This is a genomic window from Acidovorax sp. M2(2025), from assembly GCF_049330835.1.
Lineage (GTDB): Bacteria > Pseudomonadota > Gammaproteobacteria > Burkholderiales > Burkholderiaceae_C > Acidovorax.
In genome coordinates, this window is the sequence record NZ_CP186262.1 from 580,152 (window position 1) to 593,270 (window position 13,119).

The 13,119-nt window shown below is 66.5% G+C and carries 11 protein-coding genes and 5 tRNA genes; 12 read left to right on the plus strand and 4 right to left on the minus strand.

What is annotated here, in order from left to right; all coding sequences use genetic code 11:
• Window positions 1–59: 59 nt before the first annotated feature.
• From ACOYR3_RS02675 to ACOYR3_RS02685, 3 genes are all read left to right on the plus strand, one after another.
• Window positions 60–509 (plus strand): YybH family protein, encoded by a 450-nt coding sequence (locus ACOYR3_RS02675; protein WP_422844969.1) that lies wholly within the window; start codon window positions 60–62, stop codon window positions 507–509.
• Between the two features lie 68 nt (window positions 510–577).
• Window positions 578–1,603: a YheT family hydrolase gene (locus tag ACOYR3_RS02680; protein WP_422844970.1), complete on the plus strand. Its 1,026-nt coding sequence runs from the start codon at window positions 578–580 to the stop codon at window positions 1,601–1,603.
• On the plus strand, window positions 1,596–2,159 hold the full coding sequence (locus ACOYR3_RS02685) for a DUF2946 family protein (protein WP_422844971.1): 564 nt from the start codon (window positions 1,596–1,598) through the stop codon (window positions 2,157–2,159). The genes ACOYR3_RS02680 and ACOYR3_RS02685 overlap by 8 nt, the downstream gene beginning before the upstream one ends.
• A 119-nt stretch (window positions 2,160–2,278) precedes the next feature.
• Here the strand turns inward: ACOYR3_RS02685 and ACOYR3_RS02690 are convergent, their stop codons facing one another.
• From ACOYR3_RS02690 to ACOYR3_RS02705, 4 genes are all read right to left on the minus strand, one after another.
• Complete coding sequence (locus ACOYR3_RS02690; RefSeq protein ID WP_422844972.1) at window positions 2,279–3,127, minus strand: c-type cytochrome; 849 nt, start codon at window positions 3,125–3,127, stop codon at window positions 2,279–2,281.
• A gap of 170 nt (window positions 3,128–3,297) precedes the next feature.
• Window positions 3,298–4,731 (minus strand): efflux transporter outer membrane subunit, encoded by a 1,434-nt coding sequence (locus ACOYR3_RS02695; protein ID WP_422844973.1) that lies wholly within the window; start codon window positions 4,729–4,731, stop codon window positions 3,298–3,300.
• Window positions 4,724–7,879, minus strand: coding sequence for an efflux RND transporter permease subunit (locus ACOYR3_RS02700; protein ID WP_422844974.1), 3,156 nt, complete (start codon window positions 7,877–7,879; stop codon window positions 4,724–4,726). The genes ACOYR3_RS02695 and ACOYR3_RS02700 overlap by 8 nt, the downstream gene beginning before the upstream one ends.
• Before the next feature lie 12 nt (window positions 7,880–7,891).
• Window positions 7,892–9,172, minus strand: a complete 1,281-nt coding sequence (locus ACOYR3_RS02705) for an efflux RND transporter periplasmic adaptor subunit (protein WP_422844975.1) — start codon at window positions 9,170–9,172, stop codon at window positions 7,892–7,894.
• A gap of 196 nt (window positions 9,173–9,368) precedes the next feature.
• On the opposite strand from ACOYR3_RS02705, the gene ACOYR3_RS02710 reads away from it, so the two are divergent.
• From ACOYR3_RS02710 to nusG, 9 genes are all read left to right on the plus strand, one after another.
• Entirely contained in the window at window positions 9,369–10,010 is a 642-nt protein-coding gene (locus tag ACOYR3_RS02710; protein ID WP_422844976.1) for a TetR family transcriptional regulator, read from the plus strand.
• A gap of 96 nt (window positions 10,011–10,106) precedes the next feature.
• Window positions 10,107–10,182: transfer RNA gene (locus ACOYR3_RS02715), tRNA-Arg, on the plus strand.
• Window positions 10,183–10,268: 86 nt separating this feature from the next.
• Window positions 10,269–10,354, plus strand: a tRNA-Tyr gene (locus ACOYR3_RS02720).
• A 71-nt stretch (window positions 10,355–10,425) separates the two neighbouring features.
• A tRNA-Gly gene (locus ACOYR3_RS02725) sits at window positions 10,426–10,499 on the plus strand.
• Window positions 10,500–10,559: 60 nt separating this feature from the next.
• Window positions 10,560–10,634: transfer RNA gene (locus ACOYR3_RS02730), tRNA-Thr, on the plus strand.
• Between the two features lie 76 nt (window positions 10,635–10,710).
• The gene (tuf, locus tag ACOYR3_RS02735) at window positions 10,711–11,901 is read left to right on the plus strand and encodes an elongation factor Tu (RefSeq protein ID WP_422844939.1); all 1,191 of its coding nucleotides are present in this window, start codon (window positions 10,711–10,713) and stop codon (window positions 11,899–11,901) included.
• A gap of 16 nt (window positions 11,902–11,917) precedes the next feature.
• Window positions 11,918–11,993 (plus strand) — tRNA-Trp (locus ACOYR3_RS02740).
• A gap of 91 nt (window positions 11,994–12,084) precedes the next feature.
• Entirely contained in the window at window positions 12,085–12,468 is a 384-nt protein-coding gene (secE, locus tag ACOYR3_RS02745) for a preprotein translocase subunit SecE (RefSeq protein ID WP_422844977.1), read from the plus strand.
• On the plus strand, window positions 12,468–13,064 hold the full coding sequence (nusG, locus tag ACOYR3_RS02750) for a transcription termination/antitermination protein NusG (RefSeq protein WP_422844978.1): 597 nt from the start codon (window positions 12,468–12,470) through the stop codon (window positions 13,062–13,064). The genes secE and nusG overlap by 1 nt, the downstream gene beginning before the upstream one ends.
• Window positions 13,065–13,119 lie beyond the last annotated feature (55 nt).

A 13,119-nucleotide genomic window follows, 5' to 3' on the forward strand; every position in this document is an offset into this window, starting at 1 on the left:
GCCCCAGCGCTGGCAGCGCCCGCGCCAGCCCCCGACCGAGTCCACACGCCATTACCGCCATGCCCCGCCGCCCTTCCAGCGCCGTCCTTTTCGGAGGATCTCCCGACGAAACCGAAGCCGCGTTCTACGAGGCCCTGCAGCGTGGCGACATCGAACTGCTGATGTCCTGCTGGGCCGAGGAGGACGAGATCGTCTGCGTTCACCCGGGCGGCTCCCGCCTGCTGGGCGCCGGCGCCATCCGCGCGGCGTTCGAAGCCTTTTTTGCCCAGGGCAGCGTGCGGGCGCGGCCGGTGCAGGTGCACCGGGTGGTGGCACTGACCAGCGCCGTGCACAGCGTGGCCGAGCAGATCGAGGTGATGCTGCCCGACGGCCTGCACCAGGCCATGGTGCTGGCCACCAACGTCTACCACAAGACCCCCGAAGGCTGGCGGATGGTGGCCCACCACGCCAGCCCCGGCGCAGCACCCCAGGCCCCGGTGGACCCGGCCCACCGACCCGTGCTCCACTGAGCGGGTGGGGCCAGGGCATGTCTCAGCAAAATCCGGCTCCAACGCTCGACCAGCAAGCGCAAGAAGCTATGAATTATGTAGCGCCTCGCTGGCTGCCGGGCGGGCAGCTGCAGACCATCTGGCCCGCCCTGTACTCCCGCCGGGTCTTGGGCCCCCGGCCCGCGTACCGCCGCGAGCGCTGGGAGACGCCGGACGGGGATTTCGTGGACGTGGACTTCCTGCGCAGCGAACGGGAGGGCGGCGCACCTCCCGCCGTCCGGCCGCTGCTGGTCGTATTTCACGGCCTGGAGGGCTCGTCCCGCAGCCACTACAGCGAAGCCTTTGCCGACCTGGCGCGCGAGCGCGGATGGGCCTGCGCGCTGCCCCACTTTCGCGGCTGCAGCGGCGAGATCAACCGGGCGCCCCGCGCCTACCACTCGGGCGACCATGCCGAGATCGGCTGGATGCTTGCGCGGTTTCGGGCGGTCCACCGGGGGCCGCTGATGGCCGTGGGCGTATCCCTGGGCGGCAATGCGCTGCTGCGCTGGGCGGGCGAGGTGGGCGAGGACGCCCGCCGCAGCGCTGACGCCGTGGCCGCCGTGTGTTCGCCGCTCGACCTGGCCGCGGGCGGTCATGCCATCGGGCGCGGCTTCAACCGGCAGGTCTACACGCGCATGTTCATGCGCACCCTGGTGCCCAAGGCCCTGCAGAAACTGGCCCAGCACCCGGGGCTGTTCGACCGGCAGGCACTCCTGGCGGCGCGGGACCTGTACGCGTTCGACAACGTGTTCACGGCCCCGCTGCACGGCTTTCGCAACACCGACGACTACTGGCAGCGCGCCTCCGCCAAGCCGCTGCTGCATCGCATTCGCCTGCCCGCGCTGGTGGTCAACGCCCGCAATGACCCGTTCGTGCCGGCCGCCAGCCTGCCCCAGGCCGCGGAGGTGGCCAACCCCTGGGTGGAGCTGTGGCAGCCCGCGCACGGAGGCCATGTCGGCTTTGCCCAGGGCCGTCTGCCGGGCCACGTGCGGGCCATGCCCGATGCCGTGGCCGGCTGGCTGGCCGGCCACGTCGGCGGGGCTTTGCAGGCAGGGGCACAATTCGCCCATGGATGACATCGTCAAGCAGGCCCTGGCCAAGTGGCCGCATGTGCCCTACTGCTACGGCTGGCTGGGCCTGGATGCGCGCGGCCACTGGTACCTGCGGGACGAGGCGGTGCAGGCCGCCGGCCCCCTTGTGCAGAGCAGGGGCTCCTTGCTGCGCCACGAAAAGCTCCTGGAGTTCATTGGCCGCAACTACGAGCCCGACAGCGAGGGGCAGTGGTTCTTCCAGAACGGCCCGCAGCGCGTGTACGTGGAGCTGGAGAACACGCCGTGGGTGTGGCGCATCCAGCCTGACTTCTCCGTCGTCTCCCACACAGGGCGCAGCACCACGGTGACGGACTGCCTGGTCGACGGGGAAGGGCGGGTCTACCTGGTCTCGCCGCTCGGCGTCGGACTGGTCCACACGCTGGATGTCCTGGTGGCCGCCGAGGCTGTGGAAGCGGGCCGGTGGCTGCCCCAAGAGGTGGAGGCAGCGCAGCTGCCAACCCGCTACGGTTTCGTGCGGAGCCCGCACGCGCGGTGGGAGGCCTCCGGCCGGCCGCCGCACCGGCACCCTTCACCGTCTTAGCACGGCCGGCACAAACAAAAAAGCCGGCTCCTGGAGCCGGCTTGTGGCCACCGCCCGTCCGGGCCGTGGAAAGCGCCGCACGCGCAGGGCGTGCAGCCTGTTGCGTGGACTGCGTTGAGTTACTTGGCGGCGGCCGCCATGAATTCGACGGCAGCGCGCAGGTCGGCATCCGATGCGCTGGCTGCGCTGCCACGGGGCGGCATGGCGTTCTTGCCATTGAGCACGCTCTTGTACAGCGCGTCGATCCCGGCGGGCAGGCGGCTGGCCCACGCGGCCTTGTCGCCAAACTTGGGGGCCCCTGCAACGCCCGCGGCGTGGCAGGCCTGGCAGGTCTGGTTGTACAGCGCTTCGCCGGCGTTGGCCGTTGCGGCAGCAGCGGGCGCGGCCTGCGCAGGGGCCGCTGCTGCTGCGGGAGCCGGGGCTGCCGCGGGAGCGGCGGCGGGGGCTGCATCGGCCGCAGCAGGGGCGGCACCGGCAGGCGCTGCGGGCTCGGCAAACTTGGCCCCTGCGGCGTTGGCCATGAAGGCCACCGCGCGCGCAATCTCGGTATCGTTGAAGTCGCCGCCGCCTTGGGGCGCCATGGCGTTCTTGCCCTTCAAAGCAGACTGCACCAGGGTTTCAAAGCCGGTGGCAATGCGGGGCGCCCAGGCTGCGGCGTCGCCGAGCTTGGGCGCGCCTGCGGCGCCAGTGGCGTGGCAGGCGGAGCACTGGGCCTTGAACACTTCCTCGCCGGTGCGCAGCGGCCGGTTGGCGTCGCGGATCTCCACCATGCCCACCTTCTGGATCCGCTCGGCAATGGCCTTTTCAGGATTCGCGGCGCCTGCCGCCGGCTTGTCGGCCGAGGTGACGTACAGGACCAGGCCGATGATGGCAAAGACCGGGATCACAAACGAGAAAAGTACCGCGACCAGCAGCTGCTTGGGGCTCTTGATCGGTCCGGTATGTGCTTCTTCGTGGTTGGCGCTCATGACGTCCTCAGGGTATATCGGGGGCAGGGTGAGAAATCAACCTTAAATTATATCCGGGGGGCTTGACGGCCCCGCCGACTCCCAGGCCGCTGCGCGCAGGCACGCTCCGCCCGCCGCAGGAAGGGCGGGGTGGGGGCGGAGCGGGGCGGCGGCGCAAGAGCGCCGGTGCTTCACGAAGGGGTGTCGGCGGCCGCGGCGGAGTTGCCCGCACCGCCGCCCAGCGCCTTGTACAGCGCCACCTGGTTCTGCAGCCGCGCAAGCTGGACCTGCACCACGGCCTGCTGTGCCGCGAAGAGCGAGCGCTGGGCGTCTAGCAGGTCCAGGTAGCTGGCCACGCCGTTGCGGTAGCGCAGGTCAGCCAGCTGCAGCCGCGCGGATTCTGCCTGGGCCTGCTGCTGTTGCGCCTGGGCCTGTTCCCCCAGCGTTGCCTGGCCGGCGAGCGCATCCGACACCTCGCGGAAGGCGGTCTGGATGGCCTTCTCGTACTGGGCGACGGCAATGCTGCGGCCTGCCTGGGCGCTTTCCAGGTTGGCTTGGTTGCGGCCCGCATCGAAGATGGGCAGCAGCAGGGACGGCGCAATGGTGAAGCCCCAGGACCCGTTCTTGAACAGCCCCGACAGCTCGCCGCTGGCCGTGCCGGCCTGGGCCGTGAGCGAGATGCGCGGGAAGAACGCGGCCCGCGCTGCCCCGATGTTGGCGTTGGCCGCGATCAGCTGCTGCTCCGCCTGGCGGACATCCGGCCGGCGGGTGAGCAACTGCGAAGGCAACCCGGCGGGCAAAGGCGCCATCACCGGGGCTGCGCCCAGGCGACTGCCTGCGAGGCTGGTGCGAACATCGTCAGGCAGCGGCTGCCCCAGCAGCAGCGCCAGGGCGTTTTCGTCCAGGGCCCGCTGGCGCTGCTGCTGGGCCAGCGTCGCGCGCGCCGCGTGGGCCAGCGATTCAGCCTGGCGGAAATCCAGTTCAGACGCCACGCCCGAGTCCAGCCGCATCTTGGTCAGGCGCACGGACTCTTCGCGCGAGGCCAGCGTCTGGCGCGACAGCTCCAGCAGTTCTTCGTCCGCCAGCAGGTTCAGCCAACCGTTGGCCACTGCCGCCACCAGGCTGACCTGCGCGGCGTTGCGGCCTTCCTCGGTGGCGAGGTACTGCGCCAGGGCCTGTTCCTTGAGGCTCGCAATGCGGCCGAAAAAGTCGATCTCCCAGGCCGACACGGCCAGCCCCACGCTGAAGGAGTTGGTCAGGTCGCCCGAGCCCGCGGCAGGCGCACGGCTGGCGTTGGCGGCCAGGCCGACGCCAGGGTACAGGTCCGCACGGCGCACCTGGAAGGTGGCGCGCGCCTGGTCGATGTTGAGCGCGGCGATGCGCAGGTCGCGGTTGTTGGCCAGGGCTGTCTCGATCAACTGCCGCAGCCGGGGCTCGGCAAAGTAGTCCTGCCAGGGCACGGCGGAGGCTGCCTGCTCTGCCGCCCCGGCCTCGGCACCGGCGCCCGCAAAGGTGGCAGGAACGGGTGCCGTGGGGCGTTCGTACGTGGGGATGAACGAGCAGCCGCCCAGCAGCAGGGCTGCCGCCAGCGCAGTGGCCGTGGTGGCGCGCGAAGTATCAATCATGGGTTCCAACTCCTGCTTCTTCTGCGTGGCGGCGGTTCATTTCCTGCTGGCGGGCGCTTCCCTTGAACAGGCTGCGCACCACCACGAAGAACACGGGCACGAAGAAAACGGCCAGCGCCGTGCCCGTGACCATGCCGCCCAGCACGCCGGTACCGATGGCCCGCTGGCTGGCCGACCCGGCGCCCGAGGCGATGGCCAGCGGCAGCACCCCCAGGCCGAAGGCCATCGAGGTCATCACGATCGGCCGGAACCGCAGGTGGGCGGCCGCCAGCGCGGATTCGATCACTCCCTTGCCCTGCGCCTGCAGGTCCTTGGCGAACTCGATGATCAGAATGGCGTTTTTCGCGGACAGACCGATGATGGTGATCAGGCCCACCTGGAAGTACACGTCGTTCGCATAGCCGCGCAACAGCGTGGCCAGCAGCACCCCGAGCACGCCCAGGGGCACGACCAGGATCACCGCCAGCGGGATGGACCAGCTCTCGTACAGCGCGGCCAGGCACAGGAACACGGCCAGGATGGCGAAGCTGTACAGGATCAGCGATTGCGAGCCTGCCAGCTTCTCCTCGCGCGATTGCCCGGTCCATTCAAAGCCGAAGCCGGGGGGCAGCTGCGCTGCGAGCTTTTCCATCTCGGCCATGGCGGCGCCGGTGCTGAAGCCCGGTGCGGGCGAGCCCGAAATGCGCATCGCCGGATAGCCGTTGTAGCGCACCGTCTGCTGCGCGCCGTTCACCCAGCGGGTCGTGGCGAAGGCTGACAGCGGCACCGGCTTGCCCTGGCTGTTGGCGGCATTGATCTGCAGCAGGTCATCCGGCTGCATGCGCGCCGGCGCATCGGCCTGCACCACCACGCGCTGCAAACGTCCCTGGTTGGGGAAGTCGTTCACATAGCTGGAGCCCAGGGCCGTCGACAAGGCCGAATTGATCGCGTCGAACGGGACTCCGAGGGCGTTGGCCTTGTCGCGGTCGATGTCGATCTGCAGCTGCGGCGCATCCTCCAGGCCGTCGGGCCGCACCTGCGTGAGCACCTTGCTTTGCGATGCCATGCCCAGCAGCTGGTTGCGGGCCTTCACCAGCGCCTCGTGCCCCGCGCCGCCGCGGTCTTGCAGGCGGAAGGTGAAGCCGCTGGCGTTGCCCAGCTCGGGGATGGGCGGCGGGCTCAGGGGGAAGATGAACGCGTCGCGGATCCCCATCAGGCCACCGAACGCCCGGTTGGCCACGTCCTGCGCCGACTGGCCGGGGCCGTGGCGCTCGCTCCAGTCCTTGAGCGTGACGAACGCAAGCGCTGCATTCTGCCCCTGGCCCGAGAAGCTGAAGCCCAATACGCCCACCATGCTCTGCACTTCGGGCTGCTTGAGGATGAAGGCTTCCACCTGCTCCATCACGGCCAGCGTGCGCTCCTGCGTCGCGCCCGGGGGAAGCTGCACGTTGACGATGATGTTGCCCTGGTCTTCGCCGGGCAGGAACGAGGTGGGCAAGCGCAGGTACACGACGGCCACCGCAGCCACGATGGCGGCGTAGATCACGAGGTAGCGCGCCGCACGCTTGAGGATGCGGGCCACCAGCCCTTCGTATCCCTTGGCCGTGCGCGAAAAGCCCCGGTTGAACCAGCCGAAGAAGCCTCGCTTTTCATGGTGGTGGCCGGCTTCCACGGGCTTGAGCAAGGTGGCGCACAGCGCCGGCGTCAGCGACAGCGCCATGAAGGCCGAAAAGCCGATAGACGCCACCATCACCGCGGAGAACTGGCGGTAGATGTTGCCCGTCGAGCCTGCGAAGAAGGCCAGCGGCACGAACACCGAGATCAGCACCACTGTCACGCCGATGATGGCGCCCGAGATCTGGCGCATGGCCTTGCGGGTGGCCTCCAGCGGCGACAGGCCTTCCTCGCTCATGATGCGCTCGACGTTCTCCACGACCACGATGGCATCGTCCACCACGATGCCGATCACGAGCACCATGCCGAACATGGTGAGCACGTTGATCGAGAAGCCCAGCGCCATCAGGGTGGCGAACGTACCCAGCAGCGCGATAGGCACCACGATGGTCGGGATGATGGTGTAGCGCCAGTTCTGCAGGAACAGGAACATCACGAGGAAAACCAGGGCCACGGCCTCCAGCAGCGTCTCGGCCACCTGGGTGATGGAGATGTCCACAAACCGCGAGCTGTCGTACGGAATGCTCCAGCTCATGCCTTCCGGGAAGTAGCGCGAGAGCTCGTCCATCTTGGCGCGCACGGCCTTGGCGGCCTCGAGGGCATTGCCGGTGGGCGACAGCTGCACGCCGATGCCCACGGCAGGCTTCCCGTTCAGGCGGGCGGCGGTGGCATAGCCTTGGCCGCCGAGCTCCACGCGGGCCACGTCCTTGATGCGCACGGTGGAGCCATCGGTATTGGCGCGCAGGACCACGTTGCCGAACTGCTCCACCGTGGAGAGCTGGCCGTTCACGACGACCGTCGCGGCAATGCTCTGGCCGGCCACATTGGGCAGGTCGCCGATGGTGCCGCTGGCGACCTGGGCGTTCTGCGCCCGGATGGCGGCCGTGATCTCGGCGGCAGAGAGGTTGAAGCTCACCATCTTGGCCGGGTCGATCCAGATGCGCATGGCGCGCTCCGTGCCGAACAGCTGGGCTTGCCCGATGCCCTGGAGGCGTTGCAGCTCAGGCACCACATTGCGCGAAGCGTAGTCCCCCAGCGCCACGGTGTCGGTGGCCGGGTTGGTGGACGAGAGCATGGTGAACAGCAGGAAGTTCGAGCGCGACTTGTCCACGCGCACGCCTTGTTGCGTCACGGCGGAGGGGAGCCGGGGCGTGGCCCGCGACAGGCGGTTTTGCACATCGACCTGGGCCAGGTCGGCGTTGGTGCCCGGCTGGAAGCTCAGGGTGATGCTGCCGGATCCGTCGGCTTGCGCCACCGATTCCATGTAGATCAGGCCCGGCGAGCCGTTCATCTCGCGTTCGATGACCGACAGCACGCTGTCTTCCAGCGTTTGCGCGGAGGCGCCCGGGTAGGCGGCGTTGATGACGATGGACGGAGGCGCCACCGGAGGGTATTGCGCGATGGGCAATTGCGTGATCGCCACGCCGCCCACCACCATGATGAACAGCGCGATCACCCACGCAAAGATCGGGCGGTCAATAAAGAACTTGGCCATGCTGGAGCTTTCTCAGGGCTTGGCTGTAGAGGCGGCGGATGCCGGCGCTTGCGGCGCTGACGCTGGCGAGGCTGCGGCCGGTGCCGCGGAGGCCTGCCATGGAACGGGCTTGACCGGCGTGCCGGGGGGCAGCATCTGCACTTTCTGGAAGCCGTCGACCATGACCTTCTCGCCCGCCTTCAGACCGTCCAGAACCACCCACCGGTTGTTCTGTGCGGCACTCACCTTGATGGAGCGCTGGGACACCTTCCCGTCGTCGGCCACGACGCTCACGGTGTCGCCCTGCTGCGTGCGCGTGACCGCCTGCTGGGGCAGGGTGATGGCGTTGCTGGCCTGGGCCTGCTCGATGCGCACCCGCACATACAGGCCGGGCAGCAAGTCGCCCTTGGGGTTGGGCACTTCCGCGCGCAGCGTGACCTGGCCGGTGGTGGAGTCCACCGACAGGTCGGTGAACAGCAGCTTGCCGGGCTCGGCGTATTCCGAGCCGTCCCCCAGCACCAGCTTGACGCTGGCGGCCTCCGCGCTGCCGGCACGCTTGAATTGCCCGCTTTCCATCGCGCGGCGCAGCTGGAACACGTCGCTGGCCGACTGGGTGAAGTTCACGTACACCGGATTGATCTGCTGCACCACGGCCAGGGGCGTGGCTTCGCCCTGTCCCACCAGCGCACCCTCGGTCACCAGAGCGCGGCCGATGCGGCCCGAGATGGGTGAGGTCACGCTGGCGTAGCCCAGGTTGATGTCGGCGGTGCGCACCGCGGCCTTGCCGGCGGCCACGTCCGCCTGCGCCTGCTTCTCGGCCGCTTCGGCATTGACGAAGTCCTGCCGGCTGATGGCGTTGGCGGTCACCAGCGGCCGGTACCGTTCCACCAGGGCCGACGCCTGGGCCAGGTTGGCCTGGGCCTTCGCAAGGCTCGCCCGGGCACTCTCGGCGGCCGCAGCGTACGGCGCAGGGTCGATGCGAAACAGCGGCTGTCCGGCCTTCACGTCGCTGCCTTCCTTGAACAGCCGCTGCTGGAGGATGCCGGCCGCGCGGGCCCGGACCTGGGCCACGCGCGAGGCTTCCACGCGTCCGGGGAGTTCAGTGATCAGGCCCACGTCGCCGGGCGTTGCCGTGACCACACCCACTTCCACCGGGGGCATCTTGGGCCCGCCGCCACTGCCGGGGGGCGCCTCGGTCTTGCCGCAGGAGGCCAGCACCAGGGCGGCCGCTGCCGTTGCCAGCACAACCGCAGAAGGGTGGCGGAGAAGGGGCCGCATGGGGAGGAGGGCAGATGCGTCACGCGAGGCGGGCATGGGAGTCCTTTTGATTGGCGTCAAGGAATGGGGGTTGTAGGGGATGCCCTGCCGGCGCAGGGGGCTGGCAGAGTAGATCCCGACAAAACAGGTGTGCGATTATACATACAAACATGAATGTATAATTAAAAGATCGGGTGCCGCGCACCGCTTGTGCAGCGTGCTCTAGCGAAATGAATACAAGGAGACAGCCGCCATGGCGCGCCGAACGAAAGAGGATGCGATTGCCACCCGCAACGGCCTGATAGATGCGGCCGAGCAGGTCTTCTGCGAAAAGGGGGTGTCGCGCGCTTCCCTTTGTGACATCGCCCAGGCTGCAGGCGCCACCCGGGGTGCGATCTACTGGCACTTCAAGGACAAGGTGGATCTCTTCAACGCCATGATGGACCGGGTCACGCTGCCGCTGGAGCAGGGGTGTGGCGAATTTGAAACCAGCACTTGCCTGGATCCGGTGCAGCGGCTGCGTGCGGTGATGGAGCTTGTGCTGCGCAGCGTTGCACAGGAAGACCGCACTCGCAGGGTCTTTGAGATTGCGCTCTACAAGGTGGAGTACGTGAGTGAACTCGCGGGGGTTCGCGACCGGCATGTAGCCGCCTCCGAGGCCTTTACGCAGCGGCTGGCCCGGGACTTTGATCTGGCGGCACGGGGGCAGGGGGTGGTGCTGCCCATGGCGCCGTCCGAAGCGGCGGTGGGTTTGCATGCCTTGTTTGATGGCTTGATCAGAAACTGGATTCTGGGTGACGGCGCCTTTGACCTGGTGCGCGTCGGAGTGGTGGGTGTCGATGCGTTCCTGCAGGGGTTGGGTCTGTCGGTGTCCGTGCCGGCGCGCCAGGGTTGAGGCTTCGGGGTGTTCGGGCGGGCCGTCTGTGCCGGGATCTTGGCTGGCGGTGCGTGTTGCATGCGATAATGCAATGCTGTGCCAGTTTTTGGAAGTGCGGCTGTAGCTCAGTGGATAGAGTATTGGCCTCCGAAGCCAAGGGTCGTGGGTTCGATCCCCGCCAGCCGCGCCAACCATCACCAGTGCCTGACTGTGGAGGGGTGAATTTGCAACTTTCTTCGTTCGGTCAAAAACTGGTGCTATAATTCGAAATTCTCCGGAGGGGTGCCCGAGTGGCTAAAGGGGGCAGACTGTAAATCTGTTGGCTTACGCCTACACTGGTTCGAATCCAGTCCCCTCCACCAGTGAGTGAGTTGAGAGCAAGAGGCTTGGTCCCGGAGTGTCGTGGGGCTGGCGCGCAAAGGCTGGTGCCGATGCGGGAGTAGTTCAATGGTAGAACCCTAGCCTTCCAAGCTAATGACGCGGGTTCGATTCCCGTCTCCCGCTCCAATGCTCGTGTGCTGGTTGTGGAAGTTATAAATGTTGGTGCTGTGTGAGTGGCATCAATTTGCCCATGTGGCTCAGTGGTAGAGCACTCCCTTGGTAAGGGAGAGGTCGCGGGTCCGATTCCCGCCATGGGCACCACTTTATAGGGTGCGTCCGATTCTGGTTGCGCCAAGATCCTGTTGTGTTGGTATAGATTTTTTTCGGAGTCGGAAAAATGGCAAAAGGTAAGTTCGAACGTACCAAGCCCCACGTGAACGTGGGCACGATCGGCCACGTGGACCATGGCAAGACGACGCTGACGGCAGCGATCGCCACGGTGCTGTCCGCCAAGTTCGGCGGCGAAGCCAAGAAGTACGACGAAATCGATGCGGCCCCTGAAGAAAAGGCCCGCGGTATCACCATCAACACCGCCCACGTCGAGTACGAAACGCAAAACCGCCACTACGCCCACGTGGACTGCCCCGGCCACGCCGACTATGTGAAGAACATGATCACCGGCGCTGCCCAGATGGACGGCGCTATCCTGGTCTGCTCCGCCGCTGACGGCCCCATGCCCCAGACCCGCGAGCACATCCTGCTGGCCCGCCAAGTGGGCGTGCCCTACATCATCGTGTTCCTGAACAAGTGCGACATGGTGGACGACGAAGAACTGCTGGAACTCGTCGAAATGGAAGTGCGCGAACTGCTGGACAAGTACGACTTCCCTGGCGACGCCACCCCCATCATCCGCGGCTCCGCCAAGCTCGCCCTGGAAGGCGACAAGGGCAAGCTGGGCGAAGAAGCCATCATGAAGCTGGCTGAAGCCCTGGACACCTACATCCCCACGCCCGAGCGCGCTGTGGACGGCGCCTTCCTGATGCCCGTGGAAGACGTGTTCTCCATCTCCGGCCGCGGCACCGTGGTGACGGGCCGTGTGGAACGCGGCATCATCAAGGTCGGCGAAGAAATTGAAATCGTCGGTATCCGCGACACGCAAAAGACCACCTGCACCGGCGTGGAAATGTTCCGCAAGCTGCTGGACCAAGGCCAGGCTGGCGACAACGTGGGCCTGCTGCTGCGCGGCACCAAGCGCGAAGAAGTCGAGCGCGGCCAAGTGCTGTGCAAGCCCGGCTCCATCAAGCCCCACACCCACTTCACGGCTGAGGTGTACGTGCTGAGCAAGGACGAAGGCGGCCGCCACACGCCCTTCTTCAACAACTACCGTCCCCAGTTCTACTTCCGCACGACCGACGTGACGGGTGCCATCGAGCTGCCGGCCGACAAGGAAATGGTGATGCCTGGCGACAACGTGTCCATCACGGTGAAGCTGATCAACCCCATCGCCATGGAAGAAGGCCTGCGCTTCGCTATCCGCGAAGGCGGCCGTACCGTGGGCGCTGGCGTCGTGGCCAAGATCATTGCTTAAGTAGCAAGGTTCACACAGGGGTATAGCTCAATTGGCAGAGCGTCGGTCTCCAAAACCGAAGGTTGTAGGTTCGATTCCTACTGCCCCTGCCACTTGAAAGTGGCCCAACACAAGCCCGCCAGACCCTGGCGGGCTTCGGTGTCTTAAGTGATGCCGTGGTTCGAAGCAGGAAAAGACTCAAAGATGGCCACTTCACAGGTTGAAACTGTCAATACAGGCGCGGACAAGGCCAAGCTCGCAGCGGTGGTGGCCCTGGTCATCGCATCGGTTGCGGGTTTTTATTTGCTGGGCAAGCAAGGGGCGTTGGTCCAGTGGGCCGCCCTGGTCGTAGGCTTGGCTGCTGCCGCGGGTGTATTTCTGGTGTCGGAGTCGGGCCGCCAATTCATTGTCTTTGCGAAGGATGCATGGCGCGAGGTCAAGAAAGTCGTCTGGCCTACTCGCAAAGAGACGCTTCAGATGACGGCCTATGTGTTTGCCTTTGTGGTCGTCATGGCGCTGTTTCTTTGGTTTACCGACAAAACCCTGGAATGGGTCTTGTATGACTTGATTCTGGGCTGGAGAAAATGATGACCACCGCTGCGGAAATCACTGGAGCGCAAGCTCCTGAAAGCGCTTCTGCCTCGGCAAATCCGGACCTGCGCTGGTACATCGTGCACGCCTACTCCGGCATGGAGAAGGCTGTGGAGCGGAACATCCAGGAACGCATCGCGCGTTCGGGCATGCAGGGCAAATTTGGCCGGATTCTGGTGCCCACGGAAGAAGTGGTCGAGATGAAGAACGGCCAGCGCAAGACCACCGAGCGCCGCCTGTTCCCTGGTTATGTGTTCGTCGAGATGGTCATGGACGACGACACCTGGCACTTGGTGAAGCACACGAGCAAGGTGACCGGTTTTGTGGGCGGTGCCAAGAACCGTCCTGCGCCCATCTCGGAAGACGAGGTGCAGAAGATCGTCAGCCAGATGCAGGAAGGCACGGACAAGCCCCGCCACAAGATCGAGTTCCTGGTCGGCGAGCTGGTTCGTGTCAAGGAAGGCCCTTTCACCGACTTCAATGGCTCGGTGGAAGAGGTCAACTACGAAAAGAACCGTCTGCGGGTGTCGGTCATGATTTTTGGCCGCTCGACCCCGGTGGAACTGGAGTTCGGCCAGGTCGAAAAGACCTGACGGCACAGCGCGCGGCACGCGGCTGCGCAGAAATTCGGATCCCGCACTTTTCGGC